The sequence below is a fragment of the Anaerotruncus massiliensis (ex Togo et al. 2026) genome (genome assembly GCF_030825285.1).
Classification (GTDB): Bacteria; Bacillota; Clostridia; order Oscillospirales; family Ruminococcaceae; genus Anaerotruncus; species Anaerotruncus massiliensis.
The window spans coordinates 1-17,604 of record NZ_JAPJQF010000032.1; the positions used below are offsets into that span (position 1 = coordinate 1).

The 17,604-nt window shown below is 60.5% G+C and carries 15 protein-coding genes; 8 read left to right on the plus strand and 7 right to left on the minus strand.

From position 1 onward, the window contains the following. Window positions 1–147 precede the first annotated feature (147 nt). The 6 genes from RCI06_RS09815 (at window position 148) to RCI06_RS09840 (ending at window position 6,848) form a co-directional block, all read left to right on the plus strand. The gene (locus RCI06_RS09815; protein WP_101549166.1) at window positions 148–1,611 is read left to right on the plus strand and encodes a hypothetical protein; all 1,464 of its coding nucleotides are present in this window, start codon (window positions 148–150) and stop codon (window positions 1,609–1,611) included. A gap of 24 nt (window positions 1,612–1,635) precedes the next feature. Next, on the plus strand, window positions 1,636–2,340 hold the full coding sequence (locus RCI06_RS09820; protein WP_101549164.1) for a response regulator transcription factor: 705 nt from the start codon (window positions 1,636–1,638) through the stop codon (window positions 2,338–2,340). Window positions 2,341–2,586: 246 nt separating this feature from the next. Continuing rightward, window positions 2,587–3,993 carry a cell wall metabolism sensor histidine kinase WalK gene (locus RCI06_RS09825; RefSeq protein ID WP_101549162.1) on the plus strand — a complete coding sequence of 469 codons (1,407 nt, stop codon included), beginning with the start codon at window positions 2,587–2,589 and terminating at the stop codon, window positions 3,991–3,993. Window positions 3,994–4,094: 101 nt separating this feature from the next. After that, entirely contained in the window at window positions 4,095–5,036 is a 942-nt protein-coding gene (locus RCI06_RS09830) for a DUF1385 domain-containing protein (protein ID WP_101549160.1), read from the plus strand. Window positions 5,037–5,508: 472 nt separating this feature from the next. Next, on the plus strand, window positions 5,509–6,339 hold the full coding sequence (prmC, locus tag RCI06_RS09835) for a peptide chain release factor N(5)-glutamine methyltransferase (protein ID WP_306575876.1): 831 nt from the start codon (window positions 5,509–5,511) through the stop codon (window positions 6,337–6,339). A gap of 2 nt (window positions 6,340–6,341) precedes the next feature. Further along, window positions 6,342–6,848 (plus strand): hypothetical protein, encoded by a 507-nt coding sequence (locus RCI06_RS09840; RefSeq protein WP_306575879.1) that lies wholly within the window; start codon window positions 6,342–6,344, stop codon window positions 6,846–6,848. 178 nt (window positions 6,849–7,026) lie between these two features. Here the strand turns inward: RCI06_RS09840 and RCI06_RS09845 are convergent, their stop codons facing one another. From RCI06_RS09845 to RCI06_RS09870, 6 genes are all read right to left on the minus strand, one after another. Beyond that, complete coding sequence (locus RCI06_RS09845) at window positions 7,027–7,209, minus strand: hypothetical protein (protein ID WP_101549156.1); 183 nt, start codon at window positions 7,207–7,209, stop codon at window positions 7,027–7,029. A 137-nt stretch (window positions 7,210–7,346) separates the two neighbouring features. Next, a complete protein-coding gene (glgA, locus tag RCI06_RS09850) occupies window positions 7,347–8,783 on the minus strand; it encodes a glycogen synthase GlgA (protein ID WP_101549154.1) in 1,437 nt (478 codons plus the stop codon). Between the two features lie 87 nt (window positions 8,784–8,870). Further along, window positions 8,871–9,998, minus strand: coding sequence for a glucose-1-phosphate adenylyltransferase subunit GlgD (gene glgD, locus RCI06_RS09855; protein ID WP_101549152.1), 1,128 nt, complete (start codon window positions 9,996–9,998; stop codon window positions 8,871–8,873). 4 nt (window positions 9,999–10,002) lie between these two features. Next, on the minus strand, window positions 10,003–11,214 hold the full coding sequence (locus RCI06_RS09860; RefSeq protein WP_101549150.1) for a glucose-1-phosphate adenylyltransferase: 1,212 nt from the start codon (window positions 11,212–11,214) through the stop codon (window positions 10,003–10,005). A 24-nt stretch (window positions 11,215–11,238) separates the two neighbouring features. Beyond that, a complete protein-coding gene (glgB, locus tag RCI06_RS09865; protein WP_306575882.1) occupies window positions 11,239–13,254 on the minus strand; it encodes a 1,4-alpha-glucan branching protein GlgB in 2,016 nt (671 codons plus the stop codon). Window positions 13,255–14,060: 806 nt separating this feature from the next. Then, the gene (locus tag RCI06_RS09870) at window positions 14,061–14,285 is read right to left on the minus strand and encodes a helix-turn-helix domain-containing protein (RefSeq protein ID WP_276872466.1); all 225 of its coding nucleotides are present in this window, start codon (window positions 14,283–14,285) and stop codon (window positions 14,061–14,063) included. Window positions 14,286–14,409: 124 nt separating this feature from the next. Here RCI06_RS09870 and RCI06_RS09875 point away from each other — a divergent pair, with 124 nt between their 5' ends. Continuing rightward, entirely contained in the window at window positions 14,410–14,616 is a 207-nt protein-coding gene (locus tag RCI06_RS09875; RefSeq protein ID WP_121587610.1) for a hypothetical protein, read from the plus strand. Window positions 14,617–14,991: 375 nt separating this feature from the next. On the opposite strand, the gene gap is transcribed toward RCI06_RS09875, so the two are convergent. After that, entirely contained in the window at window positions 14,992–16,002 is a 1,011-nt protein-coding gene (gap, locus tag RCI06_RS09880) for a type I glyceraldehyde-3-phosphate dehydrogenase (RefSeq protein ID WP_101549142.1), read from the minus strand. A 321-nt stretch (window positions 16,003–16,323) separates the two neighbouring features. Between gap and RCI06_RS09885 the strand changes: the two genes are divergently transcribed. Next, window positions 16,324–17,475, plus strand: coding sequence for a sensor histidine kinase KdpD (locus RCI06_RS09885; RefSeq protein WP_276872465.1), 1,152 nt, complete (start codon window positions 16,324–16,326; stop codon window positions 17,473–17,475). Window positions 17,476–17,604 lie beyond the last annotated feature (129 nt).

Consider the following 17,604-nt stretch of genomic DNA (forward strand, 5'->3'; position numbering starts at 1 on the left):
GTCCTTGGGACGGCGCGGCCCCGCCCCCGCGCGCGATTGACATCCGCGCCGCAATGGGATAAAATTAGCATAGCTAACTGTGCGTATGCCCGCCCCCGGCGTAACCTTGCGGCGGGCGGGCAAACTCTTTTGAAGGGAGGAACCGACATGCCGCGTATCTCGAAACTGCTCGCCGCGGCCGCGGCGTGCCTGATGCTCTCCGCCTGCACCTCCTTCAGCCCGGCGACCGACGATTTGATGCGCCCGCCCCGGCTGACTCCCGAGCAGCGCGCAATCAACGACGCGCTCGACGACGCGGCGCTCACCCAGAACTACAGCCTCAAATATCCCAAGAGCGGCGACCACCGTTCGGCGTTCGTCTTCCACGACATCGACGGGGACGGCGAGGAGGAGGCGATCGTCTTCTACGAGCCCTCGATCGACAACACCGCGCGCATCGTGCTGCTCGACCGGCAGGACGGGGTGTGGCGGTCGCTCTGCGACCTGCCTGGCGCGGGACAGGACGTCGAGTTTGTCGCCTTCGCGAACATCACCGCCAAGGACGCCTCCGACGTGGTCGTCGGCTGGAGCGGCTCCGACCGGGAGGAAAAGCAGCTGCGGGTCTACCGCTATTCCCCCGCCGACCGCGTGCTGGTGAACGCCTTGGCCGAAGGGGTCTCCCCGGGCTATACGACCTATCTGATCGACGACCTCGACCGCAACGGCCAGGCCGACGTCTTCCTGCTCTCGAGCAATTCGCGCACCACGCTGGAATCCTTCTGGATCAACCTGCTCTCCTTTGATGGCGACGCGGTGGCCATCGTCGATAAAAAGCCCCTCACCGAACGGATCTTACAGTTCGCGGGGGTGACCGCCGGGCGGCTGTCGGCCGGTTCCGCGCGGCGCGCGATCTTTGTGGATGAGCTGGTCCCCGGCGACAGCCTCGCGGTCGGCTCGACCGATATCCTCGTCACCGAGGTCTTTTCGGTGGCGGACGGGGAGCTGGTCCCCGTCATCAGTTATTCGGAGGAGGGCGAGGGGGAAGAGGCGGACTATGACCGGCTCGACCCCGATTACCAGAAGCCGAGCCTCTATCAGATGACCAAGCGCCCCAACACCGCCTCGGGCGCCAACAACCCCAACAGCGTCCCCTCCCCCCTCTGTACCGATATCGACGGGGACCGCGCGATCGAAATTCCCACCGCGCGGCTTCTGCCCGGGTACGACCAGGTGGACGAGGCCGACCGGCTCTACCTCACGGAATATAACCGTCTGGAAAAGGACGAGCTTGTCCGGGTGTTCGCCGCCGCGATCAACCGCGGGGGCGGCTATATGGTCGAATTCCCCCAGCAGTGGATCGGCGCGGTAACGATCGTCAACCAGATGGAGAACGGCGAATGGCGGTTTATCGGCTACAACGGCTCGGACGACCCGCTCAACGACCTTTCGGTTGAGCTGGCCCGCATCCGCGTCGTCTCCCAGAAGGATTACCAGGACAAATTCCTGGAAAATTATCAGAAGTTCAGCGAATCCCGCGGGATGTTCAGCTACTACGGCTATATCCCCGAAAGCCCGTCAAGCCCGCTCGCAATCACATGGACCGATCTGCAGGACATGTTCTCCCTGCTCTGACCGGTAGGAAAGGATGGATTTCACATGAAACGGATTTTGGTGGTCGAGGACGAGGACGTCATCCGCGACTTTGAGGTCATCAACCTCAAACGTTCGGGCTATGAGGTCGTCGACGTCCCGAGCGGCGAGGAAGCCCTCCAGATTTTTGACCGCAATCCCGCCTACTTCGACGTGGCAGTGCTCGACGTCATGATGCCCGGCATCGACGGCTTTGAAGTCTGCCGCCGCATCCGGGAAAAGAATTCTTCGATCGGCATCATCATGCTGACCGCCAAAAGCCAGGAGATGGACAAGGTCAACGGCCTGATGATCGGCGCCGACGACTATGTCACCAAGCCTTTCTCCCCCTCCGAGCTTGTCGCGCGGGTCGACGCGCTCTACCGCCGCGTCGCCATGGCCGCCGAAAAGGCCGCCGCGCCCGCGCCCAATGAGATCAAATCGGGGCCCTTTGTCCTCAATACCAAGAGCCGTACCGTCTCGAAGAACGGCAAGATCCTTGAGCTTACTCAGGTGGAATACCAGATCCTTGAATATTTCTTCAACAATCCCAACACCGCCCTTGGCCGGCAGGACATTCTCAATAAGGTGTGGGGCGAGGGATATTTCGGCGACGTCAAGATCGTCGACGTCAATATCCGCCGCCTGCGCATGAAGCTCGAGGACAAACCCTCGGAGCCCGAATTTTTACTCACCGTCTGGGGCTACGGCTATAAGTGGGTGCAGAAGTAGATTTGCCGCGCTGCGCCCGGCGGGGCATCTCCTTGGATTTTCCGCCCGGCGGACGGAAGGCTTTTTTCACGCCCCTCTGGGGCGCTTAAGATGTGCCGCCTTCGGCGGCATAGATTGCCGGGACCCGCCGGGGCGGGACCCGACAAGCTCCACCGCTCACTGAGCGGCAAATCTAAAACCGCCGTCGGTCGACCACCGACAAGCTCCGCCGCTCTCCGAGCGGCAAACAGAAAGCGAGGTGACGCTGTGGCTGTCAAAAAAATTACCAAACGCTGGCTCTTTAACAACCTCGGCGTCATTCTGGTCATTCTGATCGCGCTGGAGATCGGCTTTGCGTTCGGCATCCGCGCCTTCTATTACAACAACGTCCAGGCGGCGATCATGACGCAGGCAAACATCGTCGTATCGCAGCTCAACGCCTACGCCGAGGACAGCTCGGCCGTCTTCTCCGAGCAGGTGCGCAGCCTCGTGGAAAACTTCCAGGAGCGCAACCGCATGGAGCTGATGACCGTCGATATCGATAAAAAGGTCACCTTTACCTCGAGCGGGTTCGAGCCGGGCAGCAACATCCAGATGCCCGATTTCGACGACGCGATGAAGGCCGCCGACGGCGTCGGGCGGTTCACCGGCGTGATCAACGGGGAAAAGATCATGGCGATCACACGCGCCTCCCCCGTCGTCGACCAGCAAATCGCGGCGGTGCGGTTCGCCGTTTCGCTCGACCTTGTGGATCAGCAAATCATCCTGTTTATCCTGATCCTCACCCTCGTTTGCGTGGCAATCATCTTCTTCGTCATCTTCTCCGGCTCCTACTTCATCAATTCGATCGTCAACCCGGTGGGAGAGGTGGGCGTCACCGCGCGCAAGATCGCTCACGGCGATTTCAACGCGCGGCTCGCCAAGCGCAACGACGACGAGATCGGCGAACTCTGCGACACGATCAACTACATGGCGGAGGAGCTCTCCCAGAGTGAACGGATGAAAAACGATTTCATCTCCTCCGTCTCCCACGAGCTGCGCACCCCGCTCACCGCGATCAAGGGATGGGCGGAGACGATCGCCGACATGGGCGGCGAGGTCGATCCGGAGATGCTATCCAAGGGGATGCGGGTCATCACCGGAGAAACCGAACGCCTCGCCGGGATGGTGGAGGAGCTGCTCGATTTCAGCCGCATCCAGAGCGGCCGCATGAAGCTCGTCAAGGATAAGATGGATCTGATCGCCGAGCTCTCCGAGGCGGTGCTCATGTTCGAGGAGCGCGCCAAGCATGAGGAAAAGCGCCTTATCTACGAGGAGCCCGACCTCGTGGCCCCGATTGAGGGGGACCGCAACCGGCTGCGCCAGGTGTTCGTCAACATCATCGACAACGCGCTGAAGTACTCCGACCGCGGGGACACGGTGACCATCAAGGCCGACATGCGGGACGGCAACATCCGCATCACCGTCGCGGACACCGGCTGCGGCATCCGCGAGCAGGATCTGCCCAAGGTCAAGGAGAAGTTCTTCAAGGCCAATTCCACCCGCCGCGGCTCGGGAATCGGGCTTGCGGTGGCGGACGAGATCGTCGCCATGCACGGCGGCTCGCTGGAGCTCACCTCCAAGGAAAATGTCGGCACCCGCGTGACGATCCTGCTGCCCACGGGAAAGAGTTGATTTATTCACAATTGGCGTGGTAATATGTTATCTGAACTTGCCGCCGGGACCGGCGGCGCGGCGGGCCGCGGACAGCGGCCTGTCTGGAAAGGGCTGATCATTTGTCGGAAAACTCCTGTAAAAAAGAGATCAAAAAGACGTCCATCGGCGGACAGGCCCTCATCGAAGGGGTCATGATGAAGGGGCCGCGGATTTCCGCGATGGCGATTCGCCAGCAAAACGGCGAAATTATTACCGAGACCTGGGACAGCGGCGGAAACAAGTGGTACCACAAGGTCCCCATCCTCCGCGGCATCTTTAATTTTATCGGCATGCTCGGGCAGGGCTACAAGTGCCTCATGCGTTCCGCCGACCTCTCCGGCTTCGCCGAGGAGGAGGAACCCTCCAAATTTGACCGCTGGGTCGACGAGCACCTCGGCGACAAGGCCATGTGGGTCTTCAACGCCGTCGTCACCATCCTTGCGGCAGTGCTCTGCGTCGGCCTCTTCATGCTCCTTCCCGCGGCGGTCATCAAATTCCTCGGCCACTTCGTCAACGCTCCCGGTTTCGCCATGACCCTGACCGAGGGGCTGCTAAAGATCGCCATCTTTATCCTCTACCTCTTCCTCGTCACCCGTATGTCAGACATCCACCGGGTGTTCGAATACCACGGCGCGGAACATAAGACGATCGCCTGCTATGAGGCGGGCGACGAGCTCACCCCCGAAAACGCGAAGAAATATGTACGCTTCCATCCCCGCTGCGGCACCAGCTTCCTGCTGATCGTGCTGGTCATCTCCATCCTCGTCTTTTCGGTCGTGACCTGGAGCAATATCTGGATGCGCGTCGCGCTGAAAATCCTGCTGCTGCCCGTGGTCATCGGCATCTCCTACGAGATCATCCGCTATGCCGGGCGCCACAACAATCCCTTCACCCGCGCGCTCTCCGCGCCCGGCCTCTGGCTCCAGCGGCTCACCACCTTCGAGCCCGACCTCACACAGCTTGAGGTCGCCATCGCCGCCATGACCCCCTGCATTCCGGAGAACGGCGAGGATATCTATTAACGCTGGAAGCGTTAATAGATATCCCTCCAAGGGGAAACTTTCGAGAAAGTTTCCCCTGCCCCCTTCAAAGCTTTTGGTTCAGGCAGGCCGCGCGGCCCAAGCACAGCCGCCGTCCGTGCCGGGAAAACCCATCGACCGGAAGGCTCGCCGGGGCCGCCCGGCGGAAAATAACGCCCCGCACCGGAGGGGAACTTTCGAAAAAGTTTCCCCCGGCCCCCCTTCAAAGCTTTTGGTTCAGGAAGGTCGCGCGGCCCAAGCACAGCCGCCGCCCGTGCCGGGAAAATCCATCGACCGGAAGGCTCGCCGGGGCCGCCCGGCGGAAAATAACGCCCCGCAGGGGCGTTCGCGCGCGAAGCGCGCGTGCGCGGCCGGGGCCGCGCAATTTTCCGCCTCCCCGCCCCGTCCACCGCGCCACAACTCAAAAACGCGCCGGCGAAATTCGCCGGCGCGTTTTGGAAAGGAAGGGAAGTTTATGACGCTCGCCGACGCCTACCGCGAAGGGCTCGCGCTCGCGGGGCCGGGCACCGACCGCGCGTTCGAGGTCTCCTGTCTCTTTGAGGGCGCATTCGGGCTCCCCCGATACGCGCCGGGACTGGACGCGCGGCAAGCGGGGGCACCGGCTCTGGAACGCTTTTTCGCGCACTGCCGAAAGCTCGCGGAGGGCGAACCGCTCCAATACCTGCTGGGCGAGTGGGAATTTTTCGGGCTGCCCTTCTTTGTGGGCGAGGGGGTGCTCATCCCCCAGCCGGACACCGAGACGCTGGTGGAGACCGCGCTCGGCCTGATGGAGGGGACCCCTTCGCCGGTCGTCGCGGACCTGTGCGCCGGGAGCGGGTGCGTGGGAATCTCGATCGCGCACATGCGTCCGGACGCGCGGGTGTACGCGCTCGAGCTGTCGGAGGCGGCGCTCCCCTATCTCGCGCGAAACATCGAACGAAACGGCGCGCCGGTGGAGGCGCTTCACTGCGACGCGCTCGCGCCGCCCGCGCTGCCGCCGCTCGACGGCGTGGTATCCAACCCGCCGTACATTTCGCGGGAGGAGATGGCGGGGCTTCCGCCGCAGGTAAAGCGCGAACCGGAAATGGCGCTTTACGGCGGCGGGGACGGGCTGGATTTTTACCGGGCGCTGCCGGACGTCTACCGTCCGCTGATCAAAGAGGGGGGCTTTCTGGCGCTCGAGGTGGGGTACACGCAGGCGGAAGCGGTCGCCCGACTGCTCATGGGAAGTGGATACGCACAAGTAAGAATCCAAAAAGACCTTGCGGGGATTAGCCGTGTGGTCTACGGAATCAAGGGGGGATAAAGATGCGGAAGCGCCTGCTTGCATTGCTCATAATGGTTTTATTTCTCGGATGTTCGTCCCTGCCTGCCGAACCTGAATCCGCGCCTGCAAAAGATTTGTATTTGCTCTTTGGTCCTACCGCCACGCTTGATTATTCAGCAGCAATTATCTACCAGGGCGACCGATATCTTGGGTACGGTTGGGAGGAGTGCGAGCCACTTCCGGAGGATGCCGAACCCCTCGGCTGGACACTCGGCGTCCCTAAAGAACTACTCCAATACGAAGTTGGCCTCTATGTCACTGAAGAAGGCATCTCCACGTCGGGTGTGGGGGCCCCTACCGTATGGGCAATCCCCGTCGAAAAATGTGTGGAATTCACGTCTAATATAGATGCCGGGTATCCCGTCTACAAAGATGGAGATGAATTGTTCGCCTATTCACCCGGAGAGGATTACTGTATCTATCGCAATGGCGAGGTAAGCTACTTGCGGGAACCCGACCTTCGCTTGCGTTTGAGGAAACGGGATTAAATGCAATCCGCTTTGTACTAAAGAAAGGCCCGGCGTTTCTGACGAAACGCCGGGCCTTTTCGAGGGCGGAGCCCTGAGCCCGGGCCCGCGGGCCCTGCTTCAGGCGCTTTTTTGAAGGGTTTGGGGGACTTTTTTCAAGAAAAAAAGTCCCCCAAGGACATGTCCCCACGGGCGGGGCCTAGCAATCCTCCGTGGCCAAAGCAGCCTCCACGCCAAACTCGACCAAACAGACGATGACGCGGTTAAAGCTGACATTCTCCCGCAGCGCGATACGATCAACCGCGTCGGCCAAACGCTCCGGAAGATAGATCGTTTTGTAAACCGAGCGCTCCTTTTTGCAGCCCTGGATCATCAACGGCATCCTATCGCCCCCTTCGCTATCATAACATGGCGGCGGCGGGCGGGCCGCAAAACGTACTTATTCTAAGTACACAAAATTTTACGCGCGAAAAACCGGGGCGGGTATCCTTCGATACCCGCCCCGGCATTTTTCTTTGATCAGCCGCCCAGCTCTCCCAGGATCCTGTGGTACATATCGATGTACTCGCCCGCCGAGCGGTCCCACGAGAAGTCGCAGGTCATCGCCTTCTGGACCGCCTTGGGCCAGACCTCGCGGTTGTAATACAGCCCCGCCGCCCGGTCGATCGCGCCGAGCATGTCGTGCGCGTTGTAGGTCTTGAAGGTGAAGCCGTTGCCCTCGAGGCTCAGCCCCATATCGGTGATCGAATCCTTGAGGCCGCCCGTCTCGCGCACGATCGGCAGGGTGCCGTAGCGCAGGGACACCATCTGGGCAAGCCCGCAGGGCTCGCTCTTGGAGGGCATCAAAAAGCAGTCCGCGCCCGCGTAGATCTTGCGCGCGAGGTCGGGGATGAACCCGATGCGCACCGCCGTTTTGCCGGGATATTTGGCCTGCATCTCCTGGAAGAAGCTCTCGAAGATGTAGTCGCCCGAGCCGAGCGCCACCACCTGGAGCTCCCGTTTCATCAGCTCCTCATAGATATACTGGATGAGGTCGATGCCCTTGTGCGCGACGAACCGCGTCACGACGCCGACCAGCATCGTGTCCTTATCCTGCTTGAGGCCCATGGTCTTTTGCAGCTCGGTCTTGTTGACGTATTTGCGGTCGATCGTTTCGGGGCCGTAATTCGCGTAGAGCGCCGGGTCGGCCCCGGGGTTGTAGCTCTGGGTGTCGATGCCGTTCAAAATGCCCATCAGCTTGTGCTGATTGGCGCGCAGCAGGCGGTCGAGGCCGTGGGCGAACCAGGGGTCGGTAATCTCCTTGGCGTAGGTCGGGCTCACCGTCGTGACATAATCGCACACCTCGATGGCCGCCTTCATCATGTTGAGGCATCCGTCGTAGAGCATGGTGGGCGCGGCGTAATAGGGCAGCCCCAGCACGTCGGTCGCGATCTCCATGCCGTATTTGCCCTGGTACTGGATGTTGTGGATGGTGAAGACCGTCTTGATGTTCTTGTATTTGTCAAGGTGGCGGTAGAAGAGGTTGAGGTAGACGGGCGTCATTGCGGTCTGCCAGTCGTTGCAATGCAGGATTTCGGGGTCGAAATCGACGTACTGGATCATCTCGCAGACGGCCTTGGAGAAAAAGGCGAACCGCTCCGCGTCGTCGTAGAAGCCGTAGATGCCGCCGTCCCGCTTGAAGTAGTACTCGTTGTCGAGGAAGTAGTACTTGACGCCGTTGTAGTTGCTTTCAAAGACGCCGCAGTACTGGTTGCGCCAGCCGAGCGGGACGTAAAAGCTGCACACGAACTGCATCTTTTCCCGCAGTTCGGGCTTGATCGAGCTGTAGAGCGGGACGACGACCCTGCACGCGTGCTGCTTGCTGCGGATCGCCCGCGGCAGGGAGCCCGCGACGTCGGCAAGCCCGCCGGTCGCTATAAACGGGGTCGCCTCGCTCGCCACATATAAAATCCTCATGTTCTTCCTCCTGTATTCGCCGGCATGGCCGGTCTGCTGTGAGGACAGGGGCGGCCACAGCCGCCCCTGTACGAATTGGCCCTCCGGTCAGATGCTGTTCCCCTTGGCGATGTAGGTCGGATAGGTCTCATATCCGATCAGCACGCGGGAATCCTTGATGAGCACATCCTTGTCGGTGATGACGTACTCGAGGTGGGCGTTGTCGCCGACATAGGTGTCCTGCATGATGATGCAGTTCTTGAGCACCGCGTTGCGCCCGATCTTGGCGCCGCGGAAGATGATGCAGTTCTGCACGTCGCCGTTGATGATGCAGCCGTCGGCGATCAGCGAATTGCCCACCCGCGCCGACAGGCCGTATTTGACGGGCACCTGGTCGCGCACCTTGGTGAAGACGGGGCGCTTGTTCGGGAAGAGCTCGGCGCGCACCCGCGGGTCGAGCAGTTCCATGTTGGCGGCAAAGTAGCTCTTCATGCCCGAGATCTTGTGGGTGTACCCGCTGAACTCGTAGGCCTTGATGGCCAGCTTGCCGACCGCCGGCTGGATGGCGTGGCGGATGAGGGAATACTGGTCGTGGCTCTTGCCCTCGCCGACCAGCCGCTCAAGCAGCGTCTTTTCCAGCAGCATGACGTTCATGTAGACATGCTGGGTGCCGCGCACGTCGGGGCGCACCGAGATGTCGGTGACGTCCTTTGTCTCCTCGTCGTAGGCGAGGGTCGTGGTGTCGCGGGCGCTCTCGGCGGAGACCTCGGTGGTCTTGAACATCATCGAGATCTGCGCGCCCGATTTGATATGCTCGTTGATCATCTCGCGCATGTCGATGTTGGCGATGATGTCGCTGTCGCAGAGAAGCACATATTTGGCGTCGTTGTGCTTGATGTAGCTCATCGCGCCCTGGAGCGCCTCGAGCCGGCCGCGGTAGATGCCGCTGCCCTGGCTGCTCGCGAAGGGGGGCAGGATGACGAGGCCCCCGCGCTTGCGGGCGAGGTCCCACGCGCGGCCCGCGCCCACGTGGTCCATCAGCGACTGGTAGTTCTGCTTGGTGATGATCCCGATATCCTGGATGTCGGAATTGACCATGCTCGAGAGCACGAAGTCGATCAGGCGGTAGCGTCCGCCGTAGGGCACCGAGCCGGTCGTGCGCCGCTCGGTCAGCTCGCCGAGCATGCTGTCGTGCATATTGGAGAAAATAATCCCCATTACTTTATTTTCTCTCATATCCTTATTGCACCCCCTGAACGTCTTTGTCGATCATCGCTTTGGGGGCTACCACCGCGCCTGCGCCGATTGTGATGCCGTTGCCGACAACGGCGATTCCCCAGTTGTCCCTGTTCTCGGCGTTCTCGGGCCTCTGGCCGACCACGGCCCCCTCCCCGATCACGCAGTTTTCCGCCACGATCGCGTATTCGACGACCGCGCCCTTTTTGATCACCGTGCCGGGCATGATGATCGAATCGCGCACCACCGCGCCCTCCTCGACGGTCACGCCCGCGAAGAGGATGGAAAAGTCGACATTGCCCGCGATCGTGCAGCCCTCGGTGACCATCGAGTTCTGCACCACCGCGCCGTTGGCGATGTAGTGCGGCGGCATGACCGGGTTGCGGGAATAGATCTTCCAGCTGTCGTCGTAGAGGTCGAGCGGGACCTTCGGGTCGAGCAGGTCCATATTCGCCTCCCACAGGCTGTCGATCGTGCCGACGTCCTTCCAGTAGCCCTCGAACGGATAGGCGACCATCTTCTGCCCGTCGCCCAGCATCGCCGGCAGGATGTTCTTGCCGAAGTCCTTGGTGGAGAGCGGGTCGGCCTCGTCCTCGATGAGGTATTTGCGCAGCTTCTCCCAGGTGAAGATGTAGATGCCCATCGAAGCGAGGTTGCTCTTGGGCTGGGGCGGCTTCTCCTCGAACTCGAAGATGGTGCCGTCCGGGTATGTGTTCATGATGCCGAACCGGCTGGCCTCCTCCATCGGGACCTGAAGCACCGCGATCGTGCAGTCGGCGTTCTTCTCCTTGTGGTAGGCGAGCATCTTCTCATAGTCCATCTTGTAGATGTGGTCGCCCGAGAGGAGCAGTACGTATTCCGGCTCGTAGCGGTCGATGAAGTTGATGTTCTGGTAGATGGCGTTCGCCGTGCCGGTGTACCAGTCGGACCCGGAGGACTTCTGGTAGGGCGGCAGCACGAACACGCCGCCGTTGGCGCGGTCGAGGTCCCACGGCTGGCCGTTGCCGATGTACTCGTTGAGCACGAGCGGCTGGTACTGGGTGAGCACGCCCACCGTGTCGATCCCCGAGTTGATGCAGTTGGAGAGCGGGAAATCAATGATCCTGTACTTGCCGCCGAAGGGAACCGCCGGCTTGGCGAGGTTCTGCGTCAGTGTGTACAGCCTGCTGCCCTGCCCGCCGGCGAGCAGCATGGCAATCCATTCCTTCTTGAACATGTTGTTACCCCCTTTGTTGATGGCTCAAGTCCCCTGCTTTTGGGGTTTCCTGCGCTCTTTCTTCACAACAGGCTTTCCGGCCGGGGCCTTCGCGGCCTTTTTGGCCGTGGTTTTCGCCCGGACGGCCTTTTCCGCCCTGCGCGGCCTGCCCTTGAGGAAGACCGCCGCCAGCGGCGGCACCGTGATCGTGATCGACTGCTTCATGTCGTGGTCCGGCTGGTTCTTCACCCGGATCGCGCCGCGGTTCACCACGCCGCTGCCGCCGTATTTCACGTCGTCGGTGTTGAAGACCTCGTCATAGCTCGTCGCGTCGGGCACCCCGATGCGGTAGTCCTCCCGCGTCACAGGCGCGAAGTTGCAGACCACCACAAGGTCGTCCCCGTTGTCGTCGATGCGGCGGAAGACGATGATGTTCCGGGCGTGGTCGTCGTGCGCCAGCCAGTTGAAGCCGTCCCACGAGTCCTCCACCTGCCACAGGCAGGCGTGCGCGAGATAGAAGTGGTTGAGGTCCCGCACAAACTGCTGCATCTGGCGGTGGGAGTCGTAGTCGAGCAGCATCCAGTCGAGCTGCTGCTTGTAGTTCCACTCGATGAACTGCGCGAACTCGCAGCCCATAAAGAGCAGCTTCTTGCCCGGATGGGTCATCATGTAGGCCAGGAAGGTGCGCATACCGGAGAATTTTATCGCGTAGTCGCCCGGCATCTTGTTGATGAGCGAGCACTTGCCGTGCACCACCTCGTCGTGGGAGATCGGCAGGATGAAGTTCTCCGAGAAGGCGTAGAAGAGGCTGAAGGTCAATTTGTCGTGGTTGTAGCTGCGGAAGATCGGGTCGAGCGACGTATAGGCGATCATGTCGTTCATCCAGCCCATGTTCCACTTGAAATTGAACCCGAGCCCGCCCACATAGGCGGGCTTCGTGACCATCGGCCACGCGGTCGACTCCTCCGCGATCATCAGCGCGCTGGGATGCTCGGTGAGCACGGCGGTGTTCATCTTCTGAAGGAACGCCACCGCCTCGAGGTTTTCGCGGCCGCCGTTGACGTTGGGCAGCCATTCCCAGTCCTCGCGCCCGTAATCGAGGTAGAGCATCGAGGCCACCGCGTCGACGCGGATGCCGTCGATGTGGTACTTCTCCACCCAGAACATCGCGCTCGAGGCAAGGAAGCTCACGACCTCGTTGCGCCCGAAGTCGAAGATGCGGGTCCCCCAGTGGGCGTGCTCGCGCTTGTGCACGTCCTGGTATTCGTAGAGCGGCTGGCCGTCGAACTCGTAGAGGCCGTGCGCGTCCTTGGGGAAGTGCGCGGGCACCCAGTCCATGATCACGCCGATGCCCGCCTGGTGGCACCTATCCACAAAGTACATGAAGTCGTGCGGGGTGCCGTAGCGCGAGGTCGGCGCGAAATAGCTCGTCACCTGGTAGCCCCACGAACCGTCGTAAGGATGCTCCATCACCGGCATCAGCTCGACGAAGTTGTAGCCCATGTCGCCCAGGTATTCGACCAGCTCGTCGGCGGTCCTGCGGTAGTCGTAGGTGTTGCCGTCGGGGTAGCGCCGCCAGGAGCCGAGGTGCATCTCATAGATATTGACCGGGCTGCGGTAGGGGTTGAAGCCCTGGCGGCTCGCGAACCACGCGCCGTCGTCCCACTCGTAGCCCTCGATGTCGTACAGCTTGGAGGCCGTCTCCGGCGGAGTCTCGGCATGGAAGGCGTAAGGATCCGCTTTCATCAGGGCGCGTCCATCTTTGGTCTTCACGCAGAACTTATATAAATCATATTGCTTGAGGCCAAAAATCATGCATTCCCAAACCGCATGATCTTCCAGAAGCGTCATCGGATTCGCATCCGGGTCCCAGTCGTTGAAATCGCCAACGACCGATACCGACACGGCGTTGGGAGCCCACACGCGGAATACGTATCCATCTTCTTCATCCTTGCGGCAGGGATGGGCGCCTAAGTATTCATAGGCCTTATAATTCGTCCCCTGATGAAATAGATACAATGGAAAGCTGTCTTTCGACTTTGTTTTTTTTGGCTTAACCATTGCCCTCACCTCCCTTTTTTATATTTTAACAGTTTTTGGAGCGCCTTTCAAGTATTTCTTGTGAAATATCGCGTAAAAACAATGAAAACTTTCTAAGCATTTTATCTATTATGCACATATTTTGTGCACATTCCTGTTTCTTTCGCCTAACGATATTTTCCAGTTGCGGCCCCCCTTGTCCTGTCAGAGACCCGCGAGTTTCTATTATAACATGAATTTCGTGTCGTTTTGGCATGTAAATGGTGGTGGGAAATGTTCTTTGATTTGCCGCTTTCCAAGCGGCGGGGATTGCCGGGGCCCGCCCGCCGGCGGCTTTGGATTTGCCGCGCTGCGCCCGGCGAGGCTATCGCGGGAATTGCCGCTTTCCAAGCGGCAAGAATGACTAGCGCGTTCCGCCGCGCACCACGGGTTCCTTTTCGGACGGACGAAAAGGAACCAAAAGTCCGCCTAAGAACCCTCCGCCGGGTTCTTAGGAATCTCCGGGAGTACCTTGCCAGTACCCGCAGGTTACCGCCACACCCCATGGGTACACTAGCTGAGGGCTCAATTCAGGTTGCAGCGCTCCCAACAGGTGGGGACGGAAGGCGCGGCGAGCTTGTCAGGTAGGGGCACACGGGGGAGGGTCGCCGACCCTCCCCCGTGAGGCGCACGCGCTTTTGCTTGTCAAAACGCGGGGACAGTTGCGGTCAGGGGCCGCAACTGTCGTGCGCCTGATCCCCCCTCCGCTCACATCCAGCGGAGTGCATAAAGAAGGCAAATACAAACCACCCAAAATAAAAAACGGACACCTTTACAGGTGTCCGCAATCAGATCTCGAAAAGAACTTTCGGTTCAATATGCAATGCGTCGCAGATATCAAACAGCGTTGTAATCGAAAACGACATTTCAATATTGGGTGCCTCAATATGGCTTAGATATCCCCGGCTAATATGGACCAAGTCGGCCAGTTCTTCCTGCGTGAAACCCGCAAGCTTACGATAATGCGCGACACTTAACCCAAGTTTACGAAATTTCTCCGCATGCACGCCCACACAACTCACCTCTATGTATTTATTGTAAGCTTGTGTGCCGCCAAAGTCTGCTTGACATTAGATCGCAATTGCTATATTATTGTACGCAAAGCGAACAATATGTACGCATTTGCGAGGTGGGTTTATGGAAGATTACAGGCTCGCTTATTATTTTCTGTCCAGCAAGGTATCCGAAATTGCGGAAATCCTGCGCAAGCCGCTGGAGGGCGAGACGCGCGAACAGATCAGGAACAGCGCGGCGGCGCGGACGGTTCAGGCGATGGACCTGTTGGAGGACGCGCGGCGCCGCTCGCAGGAAATGCTGCACGCGAGCGAGCCCCAGAGGGATTAGCGCGCCCGCCGTCCCCCGTTGGGAGCGCCGCAACCTGAATTGAGCCTTCAGCTAGTGTACCCGTGGGGAGCGGCGGTAACCTGCGGGTACTGGCAAGGTACTCCCGGAGATTCCTAAGAACCCGGCGGAGGGTTCTTAGGCGGACTTTTGGTTCCTTTTCGTCCGTCCGAAAAGGAACCCGTGGTGCGCGGCGGAACGCGCAAGTAATTCTTGCCGCCCACGGGCGGCAATTCCCGTGAAAGCTCCGCCGGGTGCAGCGCGGCAAATCCAAAACCGCCGCCGGGCGCGGCGCGGCAAACCCAAAACCGCCGCCGGGCGCAGCGCGGCAAATGAACAAAAGAGCCGCCCTCGCGGGCGGCTCTTTCAAAAAACCGATTACTTATGATCAACGGTAGCCATGTGCTGGATGAGCATGAGGACCTTGTTGCTGTAGCCCCACTCGTTGTCATACCAGGAAACCAGCTTGACGAACTTGTCGGTCAGCGCGATGCCGGCCTTCTTGTCGAAGATGGAGGTGCGGGCGTCGCCGATGAAGTCGGACGAAACCACATCGTCCTCGGTGTAGCCGAGGATGCCCTTGAGGGAGGTCTCGGAAGCCTTCTTGAGCGCGGCGCAGATCTCCTCATAGGAGGCGGCCTTCGCGAGGTTGACGGTCAGGTCGACGACGGAGACATCCAGCGTCGGGACGCGGAACGCCATGCCGGTGAGCTTGCCGTTCAGCTCGGGAATGACCTTGCCCACAGCCTTGGCGGCGCCGGTGGAAGACGGGATGATGTTGCCGGAAGCGGCGCGGCCGCCCCTCCAGTCCTTCTTGGAAGGACCGTCAACGGTCTTCTGGGTGCCGGTGGTGGAATGGACGGTGGTCATCAGGCCGTCGACAATGCCGAACTCGTCGTTGATGACTTTCGCCAGAGGCGCCAGGCAGTTGGTGGTGCAGGAAGCGTTGGAGACGATGTCCATGCTCGGCTGGTAGGTCTCGTGGTTGACGCCCATGACAAACATCGGCGCATCCTTGGAGGGCGCGGAGATGATGACCTTTTTGGCGCCGGCCTTGAGGTGGGCCTCAGCCTTGTCCATGGTGGTGAAAACGCCGGTGGACTCAACCACATACTCGGCGCCGCAAGCGCCCCACGGAATGTTGGCGGGCTCCCGCTCGGCATAGAACTTGACAGTCTTGCCGTTGACGATGATCGCGTCGTCGGTGTAGCTCACTTCGCCCGTGTACTGGCCATGGATCGTGTCATAGCGAAGCATGTAAGCGCAATAGTCAGGGGTCATGAACGGATCGTTGACGCCCACGAATTCAATGTTCGGATTGTCCAGTCCAGCGCGGAAAACCAGTCTGCCGATACGGCCAAAACCGTTGATACCAACTTTAATTGCCATTGGAAACAACCTCCTGTATTTTTGATACCTTTATCATAATACAAATCTCTGGAAACTACAAGAACCTTGATAAACTTTAAACGATTTTTTTTATTTTCTTCAAACCCGGGATATTTATACTTTGCTTTTTATTGAAAACGCCCAACTCCTATTGAAAATCACACCCTCATATACTATAATTGAAGCGGAATTTTCTGTCGATTTGTGTCGAAAGGTCCCTGTTTTCCCTGTTCCCGGGCCTTCATGCAATATTTGGAATCCGAATATTTCCGCGGTCCTTCCCAAATGATAAGTGCAGTTCCGCAGCGAGGAGGTGCGCCTTTGGACGATCCCCGAACAGACTCTTTTTTCGACCAGCTGACCGGGCTCCTGGACGCCTCCGGCCAGCCCGCCGCCGTGATGGACCATGATTTTCGTCTCGTCTGGTGCAGCGCCGCCGGCTCCCGGGAAATGCCCGCCCTGGCCCTGCCGGACGGCGCGCAGCTGCTGCTGCACGGCTACGACCCCGAGGTCGTCCGCGCGGAGATCGACCGGTGCGGTTCCTTCACCACCGCCGGCCCCAACCACCTGTTCGCAGAGCGGCCGACCGTCATCTGCGCCCTGCCCGACGGGAGCGGCCGCTATCTCATCCAGCCGGCCTCCGGCGCCGAGCAGGGCTCCGGCATGCGACCCGAGGGGATGTCGCGCACGCTCTCCTCCTTCGGCAACCAGTACCGCGCGCCGCTGACCGTCATCTTTTCGATGCTCACCCTCCTCTCCCGCAACTGCGGGCCCGGCTCGTCCGAAAAGGACCGCGAGCGCATGCCCGATTACCTCGCCGCCATCAACCAGAGCGCCTTCCGGCTGCTGCGCAGCAGCGAGTGGATTTCCGATTACACCCGCCTCACCTATGGGTTTTCGCCCGTGCGGACCCGGCGGGTCGACCTCTTCCACTACCTGCGCGAGCTCTTTTCGGCGGCCGCTGACTTAATCGAGCCGACCGGCATCCCGCTCTCCGCGGACATCCCCGAGGGGATGCTGCCCGCCGCCTGCGACACCCAGAAGGTGTCCGCGGCCCTGCTCAACATCCTCTCGAATTCCTGCCGCTACACCCGCCCCGGCAACCAGATCGCCGTCCGGGTGCGCTTCAAGCGGGGGATGCTCAGCGTCTCGGTCGCCGACCGCGGGCTCGGGATTCCGCCCGACGTGCAGCCGCGCGTCTTTGAGCCGTACTTCTCCTATGACCACGGGGGACGGCCCTTCTCGGGCAACGGCCTCGGCCTGACGATCGCGCGAGATTCCATCGCCGCCATCGGCGGCACCATCGCGCTCACCTCCACGCCCGGGAAGGGAACCACCGTCGTGTTCACCCTGCCCGTGGAGGACGACGAGAGCGTGCCGCCCGCCGTTTTCTGCGAGGCCGCGGATTACCTCTCCGACCGTTTTTCCCCCCTGCGCGTCGCGCTCAGCGACAGCATCGACTGTCCCCTCTAAGGAACCGCCCGCGGGCGGTTCCTTTTTTGCCGCCGGGGCGCGCTCCGGCGGCAAAAACTTTCCACAGCCCCTGTTCATTTTACCCAATTCGTGGTATACTATATCATTACATTGACGACACCAAACTCA

Coding starts and splice junctions, on each gene's coding strand:
- RCI06_RS09815 (WP_101549166.1), top strand. CDS start 148: ATGCCGCGTATCTCGAAACTGCTCGCCGCGGCCGCGGCGTGCCTGATG.
- RCI06_RS09820 (WP_101549164.1), top strand. CDS start 1,636: ATGAAACGGATTTTGGTGGTCGAGGACGAGGACGTCATCCGCGACTTT.
- prmC (WP_306575876.1), top strand. CDS start 5,509: ATGACGCTCGCCGACGCCTACCGCGAAGGGCTCGCGCTCGCGGGGCCG.
- RCI06_RS09840 (WP_306575879.1), top strand. CDS start 6,342: ATGCGGAAGCGCCTGCTTGCATTGCTCATAATGGTTTTATTTCTCGGA.
- RCI06_RS09845 (WP_101549156.1), bottom strand. CDS start 7,209: ATGCCGTTGATGATCCAGGGCTGCAAAAAGGAGCGCTCGGTTTACAAA.
- glgA (WP_101549154.1), bottom strand. CDS start 8,783: ATGAGGATTTTATATGTGGCGAGCGAGGCGACCCCGTTTATAGCGACC.
- glgD (WP_101549152.1), bottom strand. CDS start 9,998: ATGAGAGAAAATAAAGTAATGGGGATTATTTTCTCCAATATGCACGAC.
- RCI06_RS09860 (WP_101549150.1), bottom strand. CDS start 11,214: ATGTTCAAGAAGGAATGGATTGCCATGCTGCTCGCCGGCGGGCAGGGC.
- glgB (WP_306575882.1), bottom strand. CDS start 13,254: ATGGTTAAGCCAAAAAAAACAAAGTCGAAAGACAGCTTTCCATTGTAT.
- RCI06_RS09875 (WP_121587610.1), top strand. CDS start 14,410: ATGGAAGATTACAGGCTCGCTTATTATTTTCTGTCCAGCAAGGTATCC.
- gap (WP_101549142.1), bottom strand. CDS start 16,002: ATGGCAATTAAAGTTGGTATCAACGGTTTTGGCCGTATCGGCAGACTG.